Source organism: Allobosea lupini (assembly GCF_900109525.1).
GTDB classification, from domain to species: Bacteria; Pseudomonadota; Alphaproteobacteria; order Rhizobiales; family Beijerinckiaceae; genus Allobosea; species Allobosea lupini.
In genome coordinates this window covers 502,006-522,992 of the sequence record NZ_FOAN01000002.1, presented here as the reverse complement: position 1 = coordinate 522,992, position 20,987 = coordinate 502,006, and the positions used below count along the sequence as shown (strand labels likewise).

Genomic DNA, 20,987 nt, shown 5'->3' with positions numbered 1-20,987 from the left:
TGGTTCCCATCCCCCGCGCATTGGGTCTAGCCTGCCGATCATGAGCCGGCGATCGGTGGGGGATCGCATGTCAGTGACGCAAATCAGGTTCCCGGCCTCGGCCGCAGCGGAAGCGCCCTCCGATCCGCCCGTCGATCATGGCCATCGCCATGAGGCCGGCGTCATCGCCTCGAGCGTCTATGCCCATGGCGTGCGCGTCGCCGACATCCCGGTCGAGGAAGCGGGGGAATGGTCCCGCAAGGACGGCCATGTCGTCTGGATCGGGCTGTTCGAACCGGAGGCCGCACTGCTCAAATGCGTGCAGCAGCAGTTCAATCTGCATCCCCTGGCGGTCGAGGACGCGACCAACGCCCATCAGCGGCCGAAGCTCGAGCAATATGGCGACGCGCTCTTCGTCGTCGCCCGCACCGCCCAGATGGCCGACAAGCGCATCGCCTTCGGCGAGACGCATATCTTCGTCGGTCGCGGCTATATCGTCAGCGTCCGCCACGGCGCCTCGAATTCGTACACGTCGGTGCGGCAGCATTGGGAGACCTGCCCGACCTCGCTGGCCAAGGGCGAGGACTTCATCCTTTACGCCATCCTCGATTTCATCGTCGACAACTACATGCCGGTGCTCGAGGCTATCCATGACGAGGTCGAGGAGATCGAGGACAAGGTCCTGGCGACGCCGATGACCCGGAGCGACATCGAGCGCCTCTACATGCTCAGGCGCGACCTCTTGCGTTTGCGAAACGCGGCCGGCCCGCTCGTCGACGTCTGCCAGCGCCTGACCAATGGCAGCGTGCCGCAGGTTCGCCCGACGCTGGCGCCGATGTTCCGCGACGTGACCGACCATGTCCGCACCGTGCAGGAGAAGATCGACAGCCTGCGCGAAGTCCTCGCCTTCGCCTTCGAGGCGAGCCTGCTCGTCGGCCAGAGCCAGGAGAATTCCATCACCAAGCGGCTCGCCTCCTGGGCGGCCATTCTCGCGGTGCCGACGGCGGTCGCCGGCATCTACGGCATGAACTTCAAGAACATGCCGGAGCTGGAGATGCATTACGGCTACTACATCGTCCTCGGCTTCATCGTCACCGCCTGCCTGACGCTCTTCTGGCGCTTCAAGCGCAATGGCTGGCTCTAGCGCATTCTCGAGCGAAGTGGATACCGGCTTGCGCGAAGAAAATACGATAAAACAAAAGCTTGGCTAATCCGCCAACCCGCAGGCGACGCCGGTCGCCTGCGCTTCCGCCTCGCTGCGGTCGAAGGCGCGGCGGACCACCACCCGGGCGACGACGAGCCCCTGCAGCGATGGCGAGACCACCCGCAGTTCCCGCGAGGTCTCGCCCTCCTCGTCATTGGCCAGCCGCTCGTCGAGCTGCTCCCGCGTCATCACCACGAATTCGAGCACGCCGCGGATCGCGGCCCGGTCGGTGATGGCATAGGCGACGCCGCCGCCACGGCGATGGACGGTGAGGCCGAGCGGCAGCGAGCCGGTGTGGGCTATGACGCGCAGCGGCCCGGCCGAAAGATCGTAGCTGCAGACCGCGGCGACGCTGTTGGGATCGCCGTCGAGGATCGCCGGCAAACCTGCAGGTGGCGGTGTCACCAGCTCGGCGCGGCCGTTGGCACCGAGCGCGGCGTAGACCGTGGCCGCATCATGCGTGGCCAGGGCCGGGATGCGCAGCACGGTGACGATGTGGACGATGCCGGCGAGGAACAGGCCGGCCAGGGTGAGCAGCGCGAACCGCAGCAGGCCTCTGCCCAGCCGCGACAGAAATCGGCGGGACGCATCCGCGCGGGTAGCCGGAGGGCGCTTTGCGGCCGGCACGGCCCGGCTGTCGTCGATCGCGCTCACCGGCAGTCGATCCTGGTGATGCGGGGGAGGGTGTCCGGCCGGAGCTCGCCGGCATGGCTCGAGATCGGCGTGTCGTAGAGGCGAAGGCGCAGCTGGAAGCGCCCTCCCGCCGGCAGGGGCAGCCAATTGCCGGTCTCGGGCGTCGTCGCCAGCACGATGCGCATGCCGCCGCGCTCGCCGCGGACGATCTCGGCATCGGTGAAGCTTTCGCGCTCGATCGGCAGCTGCGGGGGCCGGCCCCGCGGGTCGGCGACGCCGAGCGACCAGCCGCGCGCCGGCGGTGTCGCCCCGCTGACCAGATAGCGGCAGCGCGCATCGAGCGCCTGCCCGGCGTCGTCTTGCCCGGCGATCAGCTCCAGCCCCTCGCCGGCGCCGAGCGGGAGGTGCACGCCGCGGGCCAGATAGGCCCGCATATAGGGATCGATGTCGCGCGCGCCGCTGTTCGGCCAGCTGGTCCAGGCGCCGACCTGGGCGCGGCCGACCCAAGGCCGCTCCGCCACCGCATAGCGGGCGGAGGTCAGGCCGAGGCCGGCTCCAAGCGCGATCACATAGGCCAGCGGGAGGACGCGCATGGAACGATCCGGATCCGCATGGATGGCGGTCAGCGTATGGCGGTGAGGCCGGTCGCGGCCTCACGGGCCCCGACCTGCACGGAAGCGCGGGCCGTGCGCGGCGTCTCGACCGCCTTGAACATCGCGCCGACCGAGGAGAGCACCTCGAAGGACTTGCGCGGCATATGCCCGGCGCCGGCGCCTGCCGCGGCGGCCGGGTCGGTCGCCTTGGCAACTGCCGCCTTGGCGTCACCCGGCTGCGGCGCCACGCCGGGCATCGGCTTCAGCTCGATGCCTTGGTGCGCGAACGCCATGATCTCCTTCCAGGTCATCGCCGGCAGCGAGCCGCCGGTCATGTTGGCGGTCTCGGACGAATCGTCGTTGCCGAACCAGACCGCGCCGACCAAGTTGCCGGTGTAGCCGACATACCAGGCGTCCTTATAGCCATTGGTCGTGCCGGTCTTGCCGGCGCTGACGACGCCGTCGAGCGCGGCACGCCGGCCGGTGCCCGCGGTCGGCACGGTCGAGAGCATCTGGTTCATCTCGTAGGCGACCTGCGTGCTCAGCACCTGCGCCGGCGTCGGCTCGTCGCGGTCATGGCGATAGATCTCCTCGCCCGCCGAGTTGCGGATGTCGAAGGCGGCATAGGGCCTGGCCCGCTTGCCGCCATTGGCGAACACGGCATAGCCGGCGGCCTGCTCGATCACGGTGACCTCGCCGGCGCCGATCGGCAGGGAGACCGTATCGGTCAGCGGCGTGGTCAGGCCCATGGCCCGGCAGGTCTCGACGATCTTCATCCGGCCGATGCGGGCGGCGCGGGCCTCGTGCGTCTCGCCGGTCGCCTTGCCGATCGCGATCGACATCTGCACCGGGATCGTGTTGATCGACTTCGCCAGGGCCACCGTCAGCGGCATCGAGCCGGCATAGGAGCGCCCGTAATTGTTCGGGCACCAGTTGCCGATGCAGACCGGCCGGTCGGTGACGATCGTGGTCGGCTTGTAGAGCCCGGCGCTCATCGCCGCCGCGTAGACGTAAGGTTTGAAGGACGAGCCGGGCTGCCGCAGGCTCGACGTCGCCCGGTTGAACTGGCTCGCGCCATAATCGCGCCCGCCGACGATCGCACGCACCGCCCCGTCCGGATCCATGATCACCGCCGCCGCCTGCCTTGCCCGATAGGCCGGGCCGTGCTGGCGCAGGATCGACTCGACCGCCTCGTCGGCGCGCTTCTGGATCGCCGGGTCATGCGGGGTCTTGACCGTCAGCACCCGCTCGGGACCGAGCTTGCCGTCGTCCGCCAGCTTGCGGATTTCGTCGAAGGCCCAGTCGAGATAGTAGTCCGGGCTGGCATCGCGCTTGCGGTCGATCGGCGTCGCAGGATTGCGCCGGGCGGAGTCGACCTGTCCCGCGGTCATGAAGCCGGCATCGACCATGGCGTTCAGCACGTCGCTGGCGCGCGCCCGCGCCGCCGGCAGGTTGACGTGTGGCGCGAACTTGGTCGGCGCCTTGAACAGGCCGGCAAGCATCGCCGCCTCCGCCAGCGTCACGTTCTTCACCGACTTGCCGAAATAGTATTCGGCCGCAGCCGCGACGCCGAAGGTGCCGCCGCCCATATAGGCGCGGTCGAGATAGAGCTTCAGGATCTCGTTCTTGGTCAGCCGGTATTCCAGCCAGAGCGAGAGGAAGGCTTCCTTGATCTTGCGGTCGAGCGAACGCTCGTTGTTGAGGAACAGGTTCTTGGCCAATTGCTGGGTCAGCGAGGAGCCACCCTGGACCACGCCCGAGGCGCGGGCGTTGACGGTGATCGCCCGGAAGGTGCCGATCACGTCGATGCCGAAATGGTCGTAGAAGCGCCGATCCTCGGTCGCCAGCACGGCCTTGAGCAGATGATCGGGGAATTCCTCGAGCTTCAGCGAATCATCGTGGCGGGCGCCGCGATGGCCGATCTCAGAGCCATAGCGATCCAGGAAGGTGACGGCGAAGACCTGGTTCTTCAGCGCCTCCTCGCGCCCTTCGCGAAAGGCGGGGATCGCCAGCATCAGCATCACGATCGCACCGGCGATGCCGACGTTGAGCCCCTCGCTGGCGAATTCGGCAGCGAGGCGCTTCGGGCCGCTGACGGTCAGACGGTCGGTGACGCTGCGGATGCGTTCATAGATCTCGCCGGCGCGGTGGCCGGCCGCATAGAGCGAGGCGTCAATCCACGAGTCGGCGCTCAGCGCGAGGCGCTTGAGACGGGTCGTCCAGCTCGCTTTCCGGAACTCGATCACGGTCGTGCGGCATCCTAAGCCTGCCGCGGGGGCGCGTCCGCGGTGTCCCGGACCGGCCGACGAAGGCCAAGCCCGATCTCAGAAGGTAAGGGCTCGCGGCTCCGAACGGAAGTATGCGAAGGTGGGGTTGCCCGACAAAAAGAAGCTGGGGTTACCCCGCAATCAGCCCTTGGTCGCCAGCACTGCAAAGCGCGTGGAGGAGGCGAGGCGAAGCGCATCGTGCAGGGCGGCGTTGCGCTGCTGCGCCCTGACCACCTGTGCGTAGTCGGCAGCCTCGATGCGGGCGAAGCCGGTCTGGCGCAGCATCGTGCCCAGCCGCTCGAAGCTCAGCCCGTCGCGAAAGAAGAAGCGCTTGGTGATCGAGTCGAAAGCGTCGCGATCGGCTGCGTGCGGAGCAGCGCCGGCGCGCTCGCGCAGGAAGGTCGCGGCTCGGTTCAGCATCTGCTGCAGCCATGAGCGGTTGATCCAGTCGCCATCGATGACGAGCAGCTTGCCGCCGGGCTTGAGCACCCGGAACCATTCGGCGAAGGCCGCTTCCGGATCGGTCAGCGTCCAGACCAGGTGGCGCGTCACCAGCGCGTCATAGGTCCCGTCGTCGTCGAGCAGCCGCTCGGCGTCGCCAGCGAGGATACGGGCCCTGTCGCCATGCTTGGCGCGGGCGCGGGCCAGCATCTCCTCGGAGAAGTCGAGTGCCGTGACCTTGTGGCCGAGCGACAGCAGGGCGCGCGTGATCTCGCCGGTGCCGCAGGCGAGATCGAGGACCTCGCGCGGCTCCGCGCCGAAGGATTGCCGCAGCAGCGACTGGAAGGCAGCGAGCTCGGCGTCCGACTTGATGGCGTGGCCGACTTGGCTGTCGAACGTGGCGGCCCGGCCTGACCAATAGGTCCGGATCTCCTCCTTGAGGGAGTAGTTGGCACCAGGAGTGGGAAGGCCGGAGGAAAGGCTGCTGTCTGACATCGGCGGGTCGCCAGGTTGAACTGAGAGGGGGTTATTCTGCTGCCTGGGCGGGGGCAAGCGGTGTCTCGCCGCGGCTGTGCCTGCGAGCCGAGCCGTGGACGACGATGAAGGGCGTCTCGCCTTCGTTCGCCTCGACCCGCGCGACGACGCCGTAGACCTCTTCGAGCAAAGCCGGCGTGATGATCTCGCGCGGGGCGCCGAAGGCGGCGAGCCGCCCTTGCGACAGCACCATCACCTTGTCGGCGATGCGCAGCGCCTGGTTGAGGTCGTGGATCGCGATCAGCACGCAGATCTGCCGCTCGCGCGCCAGCCGGCCGACGAGGCTCAGCACCTCGAACTGGCGGTGCAGGTCGAGCGCGCTGGTCGGCTCGTCGAGCAGCATGATCTCGGGCCGGCGCACCAGTGTCTGGGCGATCGAGACGAGCTGGCGCTGGCCGCCCGAGAGCTCGCCGAGGCCGCGGAAGGCGAGGTCGGCGATGTCGAGCGCGTGCAGGGCTTCGTCGATCGCGGCAAGCTCGTCGTCGCCGACGCCCCAGGAGCCGCCCTGCTTGCGGGCGAGCAGGATCGATTCGTAGACGGTCAGCACCGCGTTCACCGCCGTGTCCTGCGGCAGGTAGCAGGGCGTCTTGCCGGTCGTGCTTTCGACCTGGACCTTGCCGGTACCCGGGATCAGCCCGGCGATGCGGCGGAACAGGCTCGACTTGCCGGCGGCGTTGGGGCCGATCACGGCGACGACCTCGCCACCGGCCATGGTCGGCGTGGTGATCCCGTCGAGAATCCGGCGCTTGCCATAGGCGACGCCGACATCGTTGAGCGTCAGGCGCTTCACCATGAACGCCTCCGGCTGGTCAGGATCAGGCTGAAGAAGAAGGGCACGCCGACCAGCGCGGTGACGATGCTGATCGGGAAGATCAGCCCGGGGATCAGCGACTTGGAGACCACCGAGGAGGCCGAGAGCACGGCAGCGCCCGCCAGCGCGGATGCCGGCATGAAGAAGCGCTGGTCCTCGCCGATCACCATGCGGGCGATATGCGGGCCGACCAGCCCGATGAAGCCGATCGTGCCGACGAAGGCGACAGGGACCGCTGCGAGCAGCGCGACGAGCAGCATGGTCTCCAGCCGCAGATATCGCACGTCGATGCCGAAGCTCGCCGCCTTCTCATCACCGAGACGCAGGGTCGTCAGCGCCCAGGCCCGGCGCGCGAACAGCGGGACGCAGATCAGCAGCACCGCCGAGGTGATGGCGAGTTTGTGCCAGTTCGCCTTGGTCAGCGAACCCATCATCCAGAACACGACGGCCCCGAGCGCCTGCTCGGAAGCAAAAAACTGCAGCAGTGCCAGCAGCGCATTGAAGGTGAAGACCAGAGCAATGCCGAGCAGCACCACCGTCTCGGTAGTGACGCCGCGGCGCTGGCTGAGCAGATGGATCAGCAAGGAAGCCCCCATCGCCATGATGAAGGCGTTGAGCGGCACGACATAGTCGATCGCGAGCGGCACGATCGAGACGCCGAAGACCAGCGCGAGCGCCGCCCCGAAGCTCGCCGCGGCAGAGATGCCGAGCGTGAAAGGGCTGGCGAGCGGGTTGTTCAGCGCGGTTTGCATCTGCGCGCCGGCGATGGCGAGCGCGGCGCCGGTGACGACCGCCATCAGCGCGACCGGCAGGCGGATGTCCCAGATCACCACTCGCACGGCGGCCGGTGCGGTCGAGGGCGAGAGCAGCGCATTGACCACCTCGCTCACGCTGTACCGGGCCGGGCCGAGCATCAGGTCGACGATCAGGCAGGCCAGCAGCACGGCGGCGAAGCCGGCGAGGATTAGCTTGCGGCGCAGCGCCAGCGCCCGATAGGCGTCTCTCCCTTGGGCCGTGCTCCGCGACGCCTCTGCCGGCGTCGTCACAACATCGTCCGCGCTGGCGGGAGCCAGGCTCATTTGCCCGCCTCGAGCGAGACCCACAGGCCGGGCTCATAGGGCAGCGGCAGGAAGCGCTCGTGCAGCAGCTTCATGGTCGCGCCCGGATCGACGTCCTTGAACAGCTCCGGGTGCAGCCATTTCGCGATCTCCTGGATCGCCACGAACTGATAGGGGCTGTTGTAGAACTGGTGCCAGATGCCGTGGACGCGGCCGTTCTTGACGGCGGCGGTCTGGGTGAAGGCCGGGCGCTTCATCAGATTGGTCAGCTTGCGGCGCGCCTCCGTCATGTCGGCGCCGTAGCCGAGGCCGACCCAGTTGCCGCCCGGGACATAGCCGTCCCAATTGCTCCCGGTGACGATCACGACATCGGGATTGGAGGCGACGATCTGCTCGGCATTGACCGTGCCGAAGGTGCCGGGGATCAGCGGCGTCGCCAGGTTTCGGCCGCCGGCGAAGTCGACCATCTTGCCGAAATTCTCGTTGCCGAAGGACATGCAGCAATCGTCGGAGTAGCCGCCGGCGCGCTCGACCATCACGAGCGGGCGCTTCAGGTCCTTGGCAGCGGCGAGGCGGTCGGTCACGACCTTGATCTGCTCGGCGCGGAACGTGATGAACTCCTCCGCCACCTGCTCCTTGCCGAAGAGCTTGCCGATCAGGCGCATCGACGGCTCGGTGTGCTCGAACGGCTTCTCGCGGAAGTCGACATAGACGACGGGGATGCCGACCGAGGCGAGCTTCTCGACGAGCTTGGCCTCGTCGCTCGCGATCTTCGCCTCGATGTTGAGGAAGAGCACGTCGGGCTTGAGCGCGATCGCCTGCTCGACGTCGAATGCGCCTTCCTTCATGCCGCCGAAGGTCGGCAGCTTGGCGATCTCGGGATAGCGCTTGGCATAGGCACGGAAGGTCTCGGGATCGGCCTTGCCGAGATCGTCGCGCCAGCCGACGACGCGCTTGAACGGCTCGTTCTTGTCAAGCGCGCCGACGAAGTACATCTGCCGGCCTTCGCCGAGGATGATCCGCTTGACCGGCGCCTCGACCTCGACCTTGCGGCCGACGATATCGGTGACGGTGACCTTCTCCGCCAGCGCGGGAAGGGCCGCCGCGGCCAGGCCCGCGGTGATGGTAAGAGCGCGTAGCAGATGTCGGCGGTTCAGCATTGTCGAACTCGGAAACGAGGGAATTCTTCCCCCCGTTAGGCCGATCCGAGTATTCGGTCAATTTTCATAGATTATAACTTTTCTAAGTATAGATTAGAATTGATGTAATGAGGGGCGACCGCTAAGGGCCGCCTTCGCGGCCGGGGCCGGTTCCGATCGCCGATGTCCGATTGCGGACGATCACCTCCAGGGTGCATAAGCGGCCATGGCCGACGCAATGACCGAAAGCACGCCCTTCTGGCGCAGCAAGACGCTCGACGAGATGACGCAGGCGGAGTGGGAATCGCTCTGCGACGGCTGCGGCCGCTGCTGCCTGGTCAAGCTCGAGGACGAGGATAGCGGCAAGATCCACGCCACCGATATCGGCTGCCGCCTGTTCGATGCCGCGACCTGCCGCTGTCATGACTACGCCAACCGCTCGAAGACGGTGCCCGATTGCGTCACGCTGACGCCGGAGGCGGTGCGCACCTTGCCGTGGCTGCCGCCGACCTGCGCCTATCGTCTGCTCGGGGAAGGCAGGGATCTGCCTTGGTGGCATCCGCTCGTCTCCGGCGATCCCGAGACGGTCGTCGCTGCGGGCGTGTCGGTCCGCGGGAAGGTGCACGCCAACGAGGACGAGGTCGCCGAGGAGGAGATCGTCGAGCGTATCGTCGCCTGGCCGCTGCGCTGGCCTAAGGCGGCGCGCGGGCCACGGTAAGAGCACGCCGTGCTCGAGCTTGCAGCGTCACGGTCGAAGTCTTACTCTTACGTGTAAGAGTAAGGAATGTTCCTATGCGGATCACGTCAAAGGGCCAGGTGACCATTCCTGCCGACATCCGTGAACGGGCCGGTCTCCTGCCCGAGACCGAGGTGGATTTCGAATTCGACGGCAAGGTCGTCCGGATTATGCCGGCTGCGGCGCGCCGCAAGACGGGGCGCGGTGACAGGCTCGTCGCGCATCTGCGCCGCAGCAAGGGTGATATCGCCATGACGACCGATGAGATCATGGCGCTGACGCGCGAGCCCGAATGAGCGCAGTCCTGGTCGACAGCAATGTCCTGCTTGACGTTCTGACGCAGGACACGCGCTGGGGCGCCTGGTCGGCGCGGGCCTTGTCCGAGGCTGCGGATCGGCAGCGGCTTGTGATCAACGCGATGGTCTATGCCGAAATCTCGGTTCATTATTCGCGGATCGAGGATCTCGATGAGGCCCTCCCGACGACGATGCTGGAGCGGGAGCCAATTCCGTTTGCCGCTGCGTTTCTGGCCGGCAAGTGCTTCCTAGCTTACAGGCGCCGAGGCGGTGTGCAGCAATCGCCGCTCCCCGATTTCTTCATCGGCGCGCATGCGGCGGTGGCCGGATACACGCTGATCACGCGCGATGCGTCCCGCTACCGGACCTATTTCCCTGGCTTGTCGCTGATCGCTCCGGATGTAGCGCCGCGAAAGTGAGACGTCTGTGAGACGTGGCGGAGCCGGTTCTACCTGAACCGTAAATTCTCGCGCGAGAGCTGGTCGAGACTGGTGACGCCCATCAGCTTCATGCTGCGCTCGACTTCCGTCTTGAGCTGGCCGAGCGCGCGTTCGACACCCGGCTGGCCTGCCGCCGCGAGCGGGTAGAGGTAGTAGCGCCCGATGCCGACTGCCTTGGCGCCGAGCGACAGGGCCTTCAGCACATGCGTGCCGCGCTGGATGCCGCCATCCATGATCACGTCGATCTTGTCGCCGACAGCGTCGACGATCTCGGCGAGCTGGTCGAAGGCGGCGCGGGAACCGTCGAGCTGCCGGCCGCCATGGTTGGAGAGGATGATGCCGGTGCAGCCGATCTCTACTGCGCGCTTCGCATCGGCGACGGACATGATGCCCTTTAGGCAGAACTGCCCCGACCACAGCTTGACCATCTCGGCGACGTCGCCCCAGGTCATCGCCGGGTCGAGCATTTCGGTGAAATAGCGGCTGATCGACATTGCGCCGCCGCCCATGTCGACGTGGCTGTCGAGCTGCGGCAGGCTGAATTTCTCGTGGGTGAGGTAGTTCAGCGCCCATTGCGGCTTGATCGCGAACTGGGTGATGCCGGCGAGGTTGAGCCGGAACGGGATCGAGAAGCCGGTCCGCAGGTCGCGCTCGCGATTGCCGCCGGTGATGCTGTCGACGGTCAGCATCATCACGTTGACGCCGGCGCTCTTGGCGCGCTCCATCATCGCCCGGTTCAGGCCGCGGTCCTTGTGGAAATAGAACTGGTAGACCTGCGGGCCGCTATGGGCCTTTCGCAGTTCCTCGAGGCTGATCGTGCCGAGCGAGGATACGCCGAACATGGTGCCATAGCGCGCGGCCGCGGCGGCGACGGCACGCTCGCCCTGATGATGGAAGAGGCGCTGCAGGGCTGTCGGCGAGCAGTAGAACGGCACGGCGAGCTTCTGGCCCATCACGGTGACGGAGGTGTCGAGGCTGCTCACGCCGCGCAGCACGCTCGGAACGAGGTCGCAACGTTCGAAGCTCTCGGAGTTGCGCCGCAGCGTGACCTCGTCGTCGGACCCGCCATCGATGTAGTTGAAGATCGGGCCCGGCAGCCGCTTCCTGGCGAGGGTCCGGAAGTCGTGGAAGTTGTGACAGGCGTTCAGGCGCATCGTTGGCTTCGGTGTCGTTCTGGCTCGGCGAGTGTGGCGCTGGCGACCATCGGATCGGCGGCGGTCGTCGCTGCTCGAAAGGCGGGGACGGTACCCTATCGCGCGGCGCTGACCTTGGCCATATTGCGCGACCGGTCGCCAGGCCGCCCAGAATTGAAGGTTGGGTGGGCTGGCTCCGCGGCATGATCATTGATTGTTCATCCGGTTTTCGGCATGACCACCCCCGCACCCGGTGCGCTGCAACAAGCGGGCACCGCAAATGCGAAACCAGGCGTACCCGCCGGCGTTGATGTCGGCGACAACGTTGGGAAAGGCAGGCTATGGCAGGGCAGAAGTGGGTCTACACCTTCGGCGACGGCAAGGCCGAAGGCGAGGCGGGCATGAAGAACCTGCTCGGCGGCAAGGGCGCGAACCTGGCCGAGATGAGCAATCTGGGGCTTCCGGTGCCTCCGGGCTTCACCATCACCACGCAGGTCTGCACCTGGTATTACGACAACGGCAAGAGCTTTCCGGCCGAGCTCGACGGGCAGGTCAAGGACGCGCTCGCCGGCATGGCCAAGCTCACCGGCAAGACCTTTGGTGACCCGGCCAATCCGCTGCTGGTCTCGGTCCGCTCCGGCGCCCGCGCCTCGATGCCGGGCATGATGGACACGGTCCTCAATCTCGGCCTCAACGACGTCACGGTCGAGGCGGTGGCCAAGGCCTCGGGCGATGCCCGCTTCGCCTATGACAGCTATCGCCGCTTCATCACCATGTACTCGAACGTCGTGCTCGACATCGACCACGGCCATTTCGAGGAGGCGCTCGAAGACTACAAGGAGCGCAAGGGCCTGCATCTCGACACCGATCTCTCGGCCGACGACTGGAAGGTTCTGGTCGGCAAGTACAAGGAGATCGTAAAGAAGGAGCTCGGTTCCGACTTCCCGCAGGATCCGCAGCAGCAGCTCTGGGGCGCAGTCGGCGCCGTCTTCTCGTCCTGGATGAACGCCCGCGCCATCAAGTATCGCGAGCTCAACAGCATCCCGGCCTCCTGGGGCACGGCGGTCAACGTCCAGTCGATGGTCTTCGGCAATATGGGCGAGACCTCGGCGACCGGCGTCGCCTTCACCCGCAATCCCTCGACCGGCGAGAACGCGCTCTATGGCGAGTTCCTGATCAACGCCCAGGGCGAGGACGTCGTCGCCGGCATCCGCACGCCGCAGGATATCACCGAGGCGGCCAAGCTCGCCGCCAAATCCGACAAGCCTTCGATGGAGAAGGCGATGCCGGAAGCTTATGCCGAGCTCTGCCGCATCTACGGCATCCTCGAAAAGCACTATCGCGACATGCAGGACATGGAGTTCACCATCCAGGAGGGCAAGCTCTGGATGCTGCAGACCCGCTCCGGCAAGCGCACCGCCAAGGCGGCGCTCAAGATCGCAGTCGATCTCGCCCGCGAGGGCCTGATCACCGAGAATGAAGCGGTCGGCCGCGTCGAGCCCGGCGCGCTCGACCAGCTCCTTCATCCGACGATCGACACCAAGGCTGAGCGGCGCGTGCTGACCGCCGGCCTGCCGGCCTCGCCCGGCGCCGCCGCCGGCGAGATCGTCTTCACCTCCGAGGCGGCCGAGGCCGGCAAGAAGGCAGGCAAGAAGGTCATTCTCGTCCGCGTCGAGACCTCGCCGGAGGACATTCACGGCATGCACGCCGCCGAAGGCATCCTGACCACGCGCGGCGGCATGACCTCGCATGCGGCGGTCGTGGCGCGTGGCATGGGCAAGCCCTGCGTCTCCGGCGCCGGCCAGATCCGCGTCGACTACGCCAAGGGCACGATGACCGTCGGTCCGACCACGCTGAAAGCCGGCGACTTCGTCACCATCGACGGCAGCAACGGCCAGGTGCTGCTCGGCGAGGTCAAGATGCAGCAGCCCGAGCTCTCCGGCGACTTCCGGACGCTGATGGGCTGGGCCGACAAGGTGCGGCGCCTGAAAATCCGCGCCAATGCCGAGACGCCGCGCGACGCCAAGGCGGCCCGCGAATTCGGCGCCGAGGGCATCGGCCTTTGCCGCACCGAGCACATGTTCTTCGATGCCGGCCGCATCCTTGCCGTCCGCGAGATGATCCTGGCCGAGGACGAGAAGGGTCGCCGCGCCGCTCTTGCCAAGCTCCTGCCGATGCAGCGCCAGGACTTCGTCGAGCTCTTCACCATCATGCAGGGCCTGCCGGTCACGATCCGCCTGCTCGATCCGCCGCTGCACGAGTTCCTGCCGCATACCGACGAGGAGATCGCCGAGGTCGCGGCGGCGATGGGCACGACCGCCGACAAGCTGAAGCGCCGGGCTACCGAACTCCACGAGTTCAACCCGATGCTCGGCTTCCGCGGCGTGCGCCTCGCGGTCGCCTATCCCGAGATCGCCGAGATGCAGGCGCGGGCGATCTTCGAGGCGGCGGTGATCGCCGCCAAGGAGACCGGCCATCCCGTCATCCCGGAGGTCATGGTGCCGCTCGTCATGGGCGCGCCCGAGCTCGACCTGGTCAAGAGCCGGATCGACGCGATGGCGGAGGCCGTGAAAAAGGAGAGCGGCACGGAGTTCACCTATCAGGTCGGCACCATGATCGAACTGCCGCGCGCCGCGCTGCGGGCGGAGGAGATCGCGGGGAGTGCCGAGTTCTTCTCCTTCGGCACCAACGACCTGACGCAGACCACGCTCGGCATCAGCCGCGACGACGCCGGCTCCTTCCTTGGCTCCTATACGGCGCGCGGCCTGCTCGAATCCGATCCCTTCGTGACGATCGACCAGGACGGCGTTGGCGAGCTGGTCAGGATCGCCGTAGAACGCGGCCGCAAGACGCGTCCGAACATCAAGCTCGGCATCTGCGGCGAGCACGGCGGCGACCCCGCCTCGATCGGCTTCTGCGAGAGCGTCGGGCTGGATTATGTCTCCTGCTCGCCCTTCCGCGTGCCGATCGCGCGCCTCGCTGCCGCGCAGGCAGCGCTGGGGGCGATCAAGGCCAAGGACGCGTGAGGCAGCAGGTGCGGGAAACAAGCCGTCATGCTCGCCCTTGTTGTGAGCATCCACGTCTTGAACACCAAGCTGCCCGAAGGAAGACGTGGATGGTCGGGGCAAGCCCGACCATGACGAGGTGGCCGTGACCGTGAACCTCACCACCATCGGCTTCGATGCCGACGACACGCTCTGGCAGAACGAGCAGTTCTTCCGGCTGACGGAAGACCGCTTCGTCGCGCTGCTCGGCGAGCATGGCGAAGCGGCTGAGATCTCCGGCAAGCTGCTCGAGGCCGAGAAGCGCAACCTTGCCTTCTACGGCTTCGGCATCAAGGGCTTTACCCTCTCGATGATCGAGACAGCGCTCGAGATCACGCGCGGCCAGGTTGCGCCGGCGGTGATCGGTGAAATTCTCGCCGCCGGCCGCGAGATGCTGGCCCATCCGGTCGAGACCTTGCCGCATGCGCAGGAGACGCTCGCTAGTCTCGCAGGCCGCTACCGGCTGGTACTGATCACCAAGGGCGATCTCTTCGACCAGGAGCGCAAGCTGGCCCAGTCCGGCCTCGGCGATTTCTTCGACGCGGTCGAAATCGTCAGCGACAAGAGCGCCGCGACCTATGAGAAGCTCTTCGCCCGCCATGGCGACGGGCCGGTGCGGTCGATGATGGTCGGCAACTCGCTGAAGTCGGATATCGTGCCGGCGCTCGCCGCCGGCGCCTGGGCCGCGCATGTGCCGCATGAGCTGACCTGGGCGCTGGAGCATGCCGAGGAGCCGGCAGGCGAGGTCCGTTTCCGCAAGCTGTCCGATCTCGGCGGGCTGGTCGATCTGGTGCACGAGATCGGCTGAGGGCGGGGCTTTGGCCTGCAAACTGGACCGACCTTGCAATTTGTGCTAGGTCCACCGATGTAAGACGAGATGCGGCCGGTTCTGGCCAATCCTCCGCGCGGGTATTCCGACCGGCGGGCCACTTCAGATCCACCACACGTCGATACAAGACCATGGCAAGGCGTCCGCGCGTCCGGTCATGGGTTCCACGAATACGCGGATCTGAAGTGCAAGGATTAGTCCCGCTATGAACAAGGGCACCGTCAAGTGGTTCAACGCCACCAAGGGCTACGGCTTCATCACCCCTGAGGCCGGCGGCCCGGATATTTTCGTCCACATCAGCGCTGTCGAGCGCGCCGGCCTGCGCGAGCTGCGCGAAGGCCAGGTCGTCTCCTACGAGCTGATCGCCGATCGCAAGACCGGCAAGTCCTCGGCTGGCAACCTCGTCGCCAACTGAAGACACCTATCGGGCGGGCCATCAGCGTCCGCCCGTTTTCAAGACGCGAGCCTCAAGGCCCGCGACACACGACATCCTCCGGCGCAGTGGCTAGCGGTTCGCCGGGCGGAAAGAGACCATGCGTAGACCGAGACGGCATGTCGAGGCGCTTCCGTTCACCACGTGCGCCCCATTTCGTTCGGCTCAGAAAGACCTGATTTGACCAAATTTACCGACCTCGGCCTGGCCGAGCCGCTTCTCAAAGCGCTCGCCGCCGAAGGTTATGAGACGCCGACGCCGATCCAGGCGCAGGCGATCCCTTCGATTCGCGATGGCCGTGACCTGCTCGGAGCCGCCCAGACCGGCACCGGCAAGACCGCCGCTTTCTCCCTGCCGATGCTGCACCGCCTGCTCAACCAGCCGCGGCGCATGCAGCCGCGTTCGGTGCGCGCCCTGATCCTGTCGCCGACGCGTGAGCTCGCCGCCCAGATCGAGGCCAGCATCCGCACCTACGCCCAGTTCACCTCGCTGAAGTCGACGGTGATCTTCGGCGGCGTGCCGGTCGGCAAGCAGATCCGCGCGCTCGGCCAGCATGTCGACATCCTCGTCGCGACCCCTGGCCGCCTGCTCGACCTCGTCGACCAGCGCGCGGTCTCGCTGCGCGAGATCGAGTTCCTGGTGCTGGACGAAGCCGACCAGATGCTCGACCTCGGCTTCATCCACGCGCTGCGCAAGATTGCGACGCTGATCCCGAAGCAGCGCCAGACCCTGCTGTTCTCGGCGACCATGCCGAAGGCGATCCGCGAGATCGCCTCCGCCTACCTGACCGATCCGGTCGAGGTCGCGGTCGCGCCCGTCGCGACCACAGCCGAGAAGATCGACCAGCGCGTCATCTTCACCGAAGCCGGCCAGAAGCCGGCCTTGCTGGCGAAGACCCTGAGCGTTCCGGAGATGGAACGCGCCATCGTCTTCACCCGCACCAAGCACGGCGCCGACAAGGTCGTGCGCCAGCTCGAGCAGGCCGGCATCGCGTCCGCCGCGATCCATGGCAACAAGAGCCAGGGCCAGCGCGAGCGGGCGCTGGGCGCCTTCCGCGACGGCGAGCTTCGCATCCTGGTCGCGACCGACATCGCGGCGCGCGGCATCGATGTCGACGGCATCAGCCATGTCGTCAATTTCGACCTGCCGAACGTGCCCGAGACCTATGTCCACCGCATCGGCCGCACTGCGCGCGCCGGCGCCTCGGGTCTCGCCATCGCCTTCTGCACGCCGGAAGAGCGCGGCGATCTCGCCGCGATCGAGAAGCTGACCAAGATCGCGCTCACCCCGGTCGGCGACGTGCCGCATTGGGATGGCCGCACCCCGAAGAAGCCGCCGCAGAACCGTGGTGGCCGCGGGCAGGGGCGCCCGCAGAACGGACAGCAGCCGGGTCAGGGGCAGCGCCGCGACGGCCGGGGTGCGCAGGGCCGCAATGGCCAGCGCACCGAGCAGGGCGAGCGTCAGGACCCGCGCCGCGAGCAGTCCCGTCCGAGCCAGCCGCGCCAGCAGCAGGCACGTCCGGAGCAGCAGCGTCATGAGCGTCCGGCCCAACGCCAGGATGGGGGCGGCGGGCGAAAAGACGCGGCTTCCGGCAAGGAAGGACTTGGCGGCGTCGCGTTCTTGCAGCAAAGAACGGGACAACGACGCACCGGCGGCGGCGGGCGGCGCCCGAACTGACAGGCGCCGTAACCGCTGGGGCCCGGCCTAGCTGGCCTGGCCCCGCGCCGAGGACAAGACGAAGGATCAGCGAATGGCGAAAGAAGAACTGCTCGAATTCGACGGCACCGTGGTCGAGGTGCTTCCGGACGGCAACTACCGGGTCAAGCTCGACAATGACCACGTCATCCTGGCCTATGCGGCCGGCAAGATGAAGAAGAACCGCATCCGCACCATCGCCGGCGACCGCGTGGTCGTCGAGATGTCGCCTTACGATCTCGATCGTGGCCGGATCAACTTCCGCCAGAAGACCGCCAGCCCCGGCCCGATGCCGCCGCGGCCGCAGAACTTCCGCCGGCGCTGAGGTTACGATGCGTTTCAGCCGGCCCGAGCAATTCTTCGCCGCGGCCGGCATCGGCCTTGGCGCGCTCGCCTCGCTTGCGGTCAATACCGGCTGGATCGCCAGAGGGGGGACCTTCCCGCCCTTCGTCTATGTGCTGCTGGCGCTCGCTTTGGTCGAGGTCGCCGCCGGCCTCATGACAAAGCAGCCGCCCGGCACCTTGTTCTCCATGCCGGCCCGCATCCTGGCCTTCGCCCTCGGCATCGGCGTGCTGATCCTGCTGACCGGCGGGCTGGCCTGAGCGTCGGCGACCTTTCGATCTCGACATTGATCCATTCGCGTCATGCTCGCCCCTGTGGCGAGCATCCATGTCTTGAACGCCGGATGCGATCGAGAACGCGATGACGTGGATGGTCGGCACAAGCCCGACTATGACGGATGAGGGCGACTCGCCCACCTCTTCAGCGTTGATGCCAAACAAGAAAAAAGCCCCGGCCGAGGCCGGGGCGTGAGGTGTTTTTACGTGGTGACAGGTACTACGAAGAAAACTTGGAAAACTCAGTAGCCGCCCTTGGCCCAATGCTGCGAGCCGGGGCTGACAAGGACCTGACGCTGCCGCGTCGCATACTCGGCCGGCACGGTCTGGTGCTCGACCCGCGACGCACTGACCATTACGCGGCGGCTGCGCTGGCCATAGACGGCCGGGATGACGTCGTAGTCGACCGAGGCCGGAGACACTTCCACCGTGCGCTGCTGATAGCCGTATTGCGCGGGGACATGCACCCAGCAGCCGGTGGTCTGGCCGTAGGCGTCGCGGCTGACTTCCCAGCGCTTGGTCGCCGGCGAGATCAGGACCTTCTCTGAGACGGTCCGGTACTGGGCCGGGATATGGCGGGCGACGCGGCGTTCCGGCTGGATCACGACCTGCTCGGTGACGGTGTCGTACTGCGCCGGGATGACCCGCGAGAAGGTGCGCTCGGGACGCACGACATAGCTTTCATCGACGGTGCCGTAGACCGGTGGGGTCGAAACCAGCTTGTAGCAGGAGCCGCTGCCGCAAGTGCTGACCGGCGCCCGGTAGCAGGAGGAGCTGGTGCAGCCGCCGGCGAGCGCCGGAGCGGCGAGGCCCATGAGCGCCGTGGTGGCGAGAGCCGAAAGCGAAAGAAGCCTGAACGTCATAGCTGAGCCCAACCCTGCGTTGCGCAACGGTGCCGCTGCGTCGTTGGGGTGAGAAAGCCAGAGACGATCCATGAAGACAAGGTTAACTGCAAAACAAGGTAAAATTAACTAATTCTGCCCGAACGGAAGCGGTCTCGTCATGACTGCCGCGTCCGGTACGCTGCCCAGTATTCAAGGGTTTCGGTGCTGGCCGGCGCAGTCGCCGGCCAGCACCGCCAGCCTTGTCTGGAAGCAGCTTTGCGGTCGGTTGTCAGTCGATGGCACCGCGCTTCATGCCGAAGCCTTCGATATAGCAGCTGCAGGACGAATTGGCCGGAGCCGGCCGGGCCGCGCAGGAGCCGCGTGAGGTCACGCAGGTGTCGCCGAAGCGCTGGCGATAGGGCCGCTCATAGCCGTAGCGCGGGCGGTCGTAGCCATAGGGCGGCGGCGGCCGATCGTAATCATAGCGCGGCGGCGGCGGCCGGTAGGGATCGTAATACTGGGCGTTCGCGCTGGTCGCGGACGAGATGGCCGCTCCGACGAGGGCCGCGATGGCGAGGGTCTTGAACATCATGGCGTTCTCCGGGCTTCCCCAGGCCGGGCTGGGACAGTTGACCATCGGCAGGATAGGATCGACTCGATGAACGCGGGCTGAGCGACGTCAGCGCCCCAGTGCCTCGAGGCTTGCGTCGATCGTTACGCACAGCCCCGCCGGGTTCCAGTCATATCGCACCTCCAGCCCTCGATGAGCTCTGATGGTGCGCTCGATCATGGTCGAGCCAAAGCCACTGCGCTTGGGCTGCGCCTCGATCGCCGGGCCGCCCGCTTCGCGCCAGCAAATTCGGCCAGCACGTTCGTCGCGATCCACCGTGACAGTCACCATCCCGGTCTGCGATGACAACGCCCCGTACTTCACCGCGTTCGTCGCCAACTCATGGACGATGAGGGCGATGCAGGTCGCTGCTTGCGGGCCGATCGGGCCGTCCTTGCCGTCTATCTGGACCCGTTCGCCGGCCCCCTCCCGATAGGGCGCGAGCAGCCGGGAAAGCAGGTCGATGAGGCCGCCCTCGGCATCGGTCCTGCTGCGGCCGACGAAGGCGTGGGCCCGGTGCAGTGCCGCCAGTCTCTCTTCGATCCTGGCGGCAAAAGCGCGACTCTCTGGCTCGGAGCGAGCCGCCATCCGGACGAGGCTGCTGACCACCGCGAAGATATTTGCGATCCGGTGCGAGAGTTCGCGGGCGACGAGTTCGTATTGCTCCTCAGCCTGCTTGCGCGCCGTGACGTCGATGTGAGCGCCCTGGAGCAGCAATGCCGCGCCGTCGGCATCCCGTTCGATCTCCGCCTTGGCGAGGATCCAGCGAATCTGCCCATCGCTCGGCCTGATGATCCGGTACTCGACCTCGTAATCGGTCGCGTGACCGCGAACGGTCTCGAGAAAATGGCCAAGTACGCGGTCCCGGTCATCGGGGTGGATACGCTGGACCCAGGCCTCGTGCGTCTCGTGAACCGCCTCGGGCGGCAGGCCGTGGACGACGAGATATTCGGGCGAGCGGGTGTTGCGGAACCGGCCGCCGCGCAGGTCGACCGTCAAGCCGCCGATCTGTCCGATCTTCTGGACGCGGGCAAGTTCGGCCTCGCGGGCCGCAAGTCGCAGTTGAGCGTCCGACGACGCATCCCGATCCATGCCAGACGCCTCTGCCCGCCGTTCCGCGCAGAACTAAGGCAGAGACGCCGTGGATGCAAAGTCATTTGACAGGATCGGCCGGCGGCCGCGCTGCTTCGGCTGCCGGCCTTCATGCTCGCCGCCCAATAGTCCTCGACGTGCCGAACCAGCGCCGGGTGCCCGTCAACAAGAAGACCCCGCAGGCGCTAGCCTGCGGGGTCTGCGCAAACCCGCTTTACAGCGAGCCGTTCGCAATGCCGGTCATTGCCAGGTTTGGCGGCCATACCAGTCGTCGACATCGGTCCGGACCTTGTCCTTCTCGATCCCGTAGCGTTCCTGGATCTTGCCCTCGAGCTGGTCGCGCTTGCCGGCGATGACATCGAGATCGTCGTCGGTCAGCTTGCCCCACTGCTCCTTGACCTTGCCCTTGAGCTGCTTCCAGTTTCCTTCGACGCGGTTCCAGTCCATGGGACTCTCCTCGTGGTCGTGATGGGTATGCTTAAGGAACGCGCGGGCGGCGGAATGGTTCGGCACAAAAAGCCGTGTCAGCGGCAAATGCCGGGCCTGCGATCGCCTGGAAGATTTCCGCAATTCTTCGGA

Annotated in this window: 22 protein-coding genes; 10 read left to right on the top strand and 12 right to left on the bottom strand. The window is 66.8% G+C overall.

Annotation, left to right across the window (positions count from 1 at the left end):
- Positions 1–67 precede the first annotated feature (67 nt).
- Positions 68–1,123, top strand: a complete 1,056-nt coding sequence (gene corA, locus BMZ21_RS08010; RefSeq protein WP_091831630.1) for a magnesium/cobalt transporter CorA — start codon at positions 68–70, stop codon at positions 1,121–1,123.
- A gap of 63 nt (positions 1,124–1,186) precedes the next feature.
- On the opposite strand, the gene BMZ21_RS08005 is transcribed toward corA, so the two are convergent.
- The 7 genes from BMZ21_RS08005 to BMZ21_RS07975 form a co-directional block, all read right to left on the bottom strand.
- Complete coding sequence (locus tag BMZ21_RS08005; RefSeq protein WP_091831628.1) at positions 1,187–1,837, bottom strand: DUF1254 domain-containing protein; 651 nt, start codon at positions 1,835–1,837, stop codon at positions 1,187–1,189.
- Positions 1,834–2,409, bottom strand: a complete 576-nt coding sequence (locus BMZ21_RS08000; RefSeq protein WP_091831626.1) for a DUF1214 domain-containing protein — start codon at positions 2,407–2,409, stop codon at positions 1,834–1,836. The genes BMZ21_RS08005 and BMZ21_RS08000 overlap by 4 nt, the downstream gene beginning before the upstream one ends.
- Positions 2,410–2,438: 29 nt before the next feature.
- Complete coding sequence (locus tag BMZ21_RS07995; protein ID WP_091831624.1) at positions 2,439–4,655, bottom strand: transglycosylase domain-containing protein; 2,217 nt, start codon at positions 4,653–4,655, stop codon at positions 2,439–2,441.
- Between the two features lie 162 nt (positions 4,656–4,817).
- On the bottom strand, positions 4,818–5,612 hold the full coding sequence (locus tag BMZ21_RS07990; protein WP_091831622.1) for a class I SAM-dependent methyltransferase: 795 nt from the start codon (positions 5,610–5,612) through the stop codon (positions 4,818–4,820).
- Between the two features lie 31 nt (positions 5,613–5,643).
- On the bottom strand, positions 5,644–6,441 hold the full coding sequence (locus BMZ21_RS07985) for an ABC transporter ATP-binding protein (protein ID WP_425285422.1): 798 nt from the start codon (positions 6,439–6,441) through the stop codon (positions 5,644–5,646).
- Positions 6,438–7,541 carry a FecCD family ABC transporter permease gene (locus BMZ21_RS07980; protein WP_091831618.1) on the bottom strand — a complete coding sequence of 368 codons (1,104 nt, stop codon included), beginning with the start codon at positions 7,539–7,541 and terminating at the stop codon, positions 6,438–6,440. Before BMZ21_RS07980 ends, BMZ21_RS07985 begins: the two co-directional genes overlap by 4 nt.
- Positions 7,538–8,680: an ABC transporter substrate-binding protein gene (locus tag BMZ21_RS07975; protein WP_091831616.1), complete on the bottom strand. Its 1,143-nt coding sequence runs from the start codon at positions 8,678–8,680 to the stop codon at positions 7,538–7,540. Before BMZ21_RS07975 ends, BMZ21_RS07980 begins: the two co-directional genes overlap by 4 nt.
- A gap of 205 nt (positions 8,681–8,885) precedes the next feature.
- On the opposite strand from BMZ21_RS07975, the gene BMZ21_RS07970 reads away from it, so the two are divergent.
- The 3 genes from BMZ21_RS07970 (at position 8,886) to BMZ21_RS07960 (ending at position 10,110) form a co-directional block, all read left to right on the top strand.
- Entirely contained in the window at positions 8,886–9,377 is a 492-nt protein-coding gene (locus tag BMZ21_RS07970; protein WP_425285414.1) for a YcgN family cysteine cluster protein, read from the top strand.
- A gap of 74 nt (positions 9,378–9,451) precedes the next feature.
- Positions 9,452–9,691 carry an AbrB/MazE/SpoVT family DNA-binding domain-containing protein gene (locus BMZ21_RS07965; RefSeq protein ID WP_091831614.1) on the top strand — a complete coding sequence of 80 codons (240 nt, stop codon included), beginning with the start codon at positions 9,452–9,454 and terminating at the stop codon, positions 9,689–9,691.
- Positions 9,688–10,110, top strand: coding sequence for a type II toxin-antitoxin system VapC family toxin (locus tag BMZ21_RS07960; RefSeq protein WP_091831612.1), 423 nt, complete (start codon positions 9,688–9,690; stop codon positions 10,108–10,110). Before BMZ21_RS07965 ends, BMZ21_RS07960 begins: the two co-directional genes overlap by 4 nt.
- Before the next feature lie 29 nt (positions 10,111–10,139).
- Here BMZ21_RS07960 and BMZ21_RS07955 read toward each other — a convergent pair whose 3' ends face one another.
- Positions 10,140–11,285 carry an alpha-hydroxy acid oxidase gene (locus BMZ21_RS07955; RefSeq protein ID WP_091831610.1) on the bottom strand — a complete coding sequence of 382 codons (1,146 nt, stop codon included), beginning with the start codon at positions 11,283–11,285 and terminating at the stop codon, positions 10,140–10,142.
- A 320-nt stretch (positions 11,286–11,605) separates the two neighbouring features.
- On the opposite strand from BMZ21_RS07955, the gene ppdK reads away from it, so the two are divergent.
- From ppdK to BMZ21_RS07925, 6 genes are all read left to right on the top strand, one after another.
- Entirely contained in the window at positions 11,606–14,290 is a 2,685-nt protein-coding gene (gene ppdK, locus BMZ21_RS07950) for a pyruvate, phosphate dikinase (protein WP_091831608.1), read from the top strand.
- Between the two features lie 85 nt (positions 14,291–14,375).
- Positions 14,376–15,116, top strand: a complete 741-nt coding sequence (locus BMZ21_RS07945) for an HAD family hydrolase (RefSeq protein ID WP_244543743.1) — start codon at positions 14,376–14,378, stop codon at positions 15,114–15,116.
- Positions 15,117–15,342: 226 nt separating this feature from the next.
- On the top strand, positions 15,343–15,552 hold the full coding sequence (locus tag BMZ21_RS07940) for a cold-shock protein (RefSeq protein WP_091831606.1): 210 nt from the start codon (positions 15,343–15,345) through the stop codon (positions 15,550–15,552).
- Between the two features lie 198 nt (positions 15,553–15,750).
- Positions 15,751–17,247, top strand: a complete 1,497-nt coding sequence (locus BMZ21_RS07935) for a DEAD/DEAH box helicase (RefSeq protein WP_091831604.1) — start codon at positions 15,751–15,753, stop codon at positions 17,245–17,247.
- 73 nt (positions 17,248–17,320) lie between these two features.
- Positions 17,321–17,590, top strand: coding sequence for a translation initiation factor IF-1 (infA, locus tag BMZ21_RS07930; protein ID WP_057187732.1), 270 nt, complete (start codon positions 17,321–17,323; stop codon positions 17,588–17,590).
- 7 nt (positions 17,591–17,597) lie between these two features.
- Positions 17,598–17,867 (top strand): hypothetical protein, encoded by a 270-nt coding sequence (locus BMZ21_RS07925; RefSeq protein ID WP_091831601.1) that lies wholly within the window; start codon positions 17,598–17,600, stop codon positions 17,865–17,867.
- Positions 17,868–18,124: 257 nt separating this feature from the next.
- Here BMZ21_RS07925 and BMZ21_RS07920 read toward each other — a convergent pair whose 3' ends face one another.
- The 4 genes from BMZ21_RS07920 to BMZ21_RS07905 form a co-directional block, all read right to left on the bottom strand.
- The gene (locus BMZ21_RS07920; protein ID WP_091831599.1) at positions 18,125–18,745 is read right to left on the bottom strand and encodes a hypothetical protein; all 621 of its coding nucleotides are present in this window, start codon (positions 18,743–18,745) and stop codon (positions 18,125–18,127) included.
- 250 nt (positions 18,746–18,995) lie between these two features.
- The gene (locus BMZ21_RS07915) at positions 18,996–19,298 is read right to left on the bottom strand and encodes a hypothetical protein (RefSeq protein WP_244543742.1); all 303 of its coding nucleotides are present in this window, start codon (positions 19,296–19,298) and stop codon (positions 18,996–18,998) included.
- 87 nt (positions 19,299–19,385) lie between these two features.
- The gene (locus tag BMZ21_RS30970; protein ID WP_091831597.1) at positions 19,386–20,408 is read right to left on the bottom strand and encodes a sensor histidine kinase; all 1,023 of its coding nucleotides are present in this window, start codon (positions 20,406–20,408) and stop codon (positions 19,386–19,388) included.
- A gap of 240 nt (positions 20,409–20,648) precedes the next feature.
- Positions 20,649–20,855 carry a CsbD family protein gene (locus BMZ21_RS07905; protein ID WP_091831595.1) on the bottom strand — a complete coding sequence of 69 codons (207 nt, stop codon included), beginning with the start codon at positions 20,853–20,855 and terminating at the stop codon, positions 20,649–20,651.
- Positions 20,856–20,987: the final 132 nt, after the last annotated feature.

Excerpts from the sequence above, each read along its gene's own strand:
- BMZ21_RS07955 (WP_091831610.1), bottom strand. The coding sequence starts at position 11,285 with ATGCGCCTGAACGCCTGTCACAACTTCCACGACTTCCGGACCCTCGCC.
- BMZ21_RS07940 (WP_091831606.1), top strand. The coding sequence starts at position 15,343 with ATGAACAAGGGCACCGTCAAGTGGTTCAACGCCACCAAGGGCTACGGC.
- BMZ21_RS07975 (WP_091831616.1), bottom strand. The coding sequence starts at position 8,680 with ATGCTGAACCGCCGACATCTGCTACGCGCTCTTACCATCACCGCGGGC.
- BMZ21_RS07980 (WP_091831618.1), bottom strand. The coding sequence starts at position 7,541 with ATGAGCCTGGCTCCCGCCAGCGCGGACGATGTTGTGACGACGCCGGCA.
- BMZ21_RS08000 (WP_091831626.1), bottom strand. The coding sequence starts at position 2,409 with ATGCGCGTCCTCCCGCTGGCCTATGTGATCGCGCTTGGAGCCGGCCTC.
- corA (WP_091831630.1), top strand. The coding sequence starts at position 68 with ATGTCAGTGACGCAAATCAGGTTCCCGGCCTCGGCCGCAGCGGAAGCG.
- BMZ21_RS07915 (WP_244543742.1), bottom strand. The coding sequence starts at position 19,298 with ATGATGTTCAAGACCCTCGCCATCGCGGCCCTCGTCGGAGCGGCCATC.
- BMZ21_RS07965 (WP_091831614.1), top strand. The coding sequence starts at position 9,452 with ATGCGGATCACGTCAAAGGGCCAGGTGACCATTCCTGCCGACATCCGT.
- BMZ21_RS30970 (WP_091831597.1), bottom strand. The coding sequence starts at position 20,408 with ATGGATCGGGATGCGTCGTCGGACGCTCAACTGCGACTTGCGGCCCGC.
- infA (WP_057187732.1), top strand. The coding sequence starts at position 17,321 with ATGGCGAAAGAAGAACTGCTCGAATTCGACGGCACCGTGGTCGAGGTG.
- ppdK (WP_091831608.1), top strand. The coding sequence starts at position 11,606 with ATGGCAGGGCAGAAGTGGGTCTACACCTTCGGCGACGGCAAGGCCGAA.
- BMZ21_RS07920 (WP_091831599.1), bottom strand. The coding sequence starts at position 18,745 with ATGACGTTCAGGCTTCTTTCGCTTTCGGCTCTCGCCACCACGGCGCTC.
- BMZ21_RS07970 (WP_425285414.1), top strand. The coding sequence starts at position 8,886 with ATGGCCGACGCAATGACCGAAAGCACGCCCTTCTGGCGCAGCAAGACG.
- BMZ21_RS07905 (WP_091831595.1), bottom strand. The coding sequence starts at position 20,855 with ATGGACTGGAACCGCGTCGAAGGAAACTGGAAGCAGCTCAAGGGCAAG.
- BMZ21_RS07960 (WP_091831612.1), top strand. The coding sequence starts at position 9,688 with ATGAGCGCAGTCCTGGTCGACAGCAATGTCCTGCTTGACGTTCTGACG.
- BMZ21_RS07990 (WP_091831622.1), bottom strand. The coding sequence starts at position 5,612 with ATGTCAGACAGCAGCCTTTCCTCCGGCCTTCCCACTCCTGGTGCCAAC.
- BMZ21_RS07925 (WP_091831601.1), top strand. The coding sequence starts at position 17,598 with ATGCGTTTCAGCCGGCCCGAGCAATTCTTCGCCGCGGCCGGCATCGGC.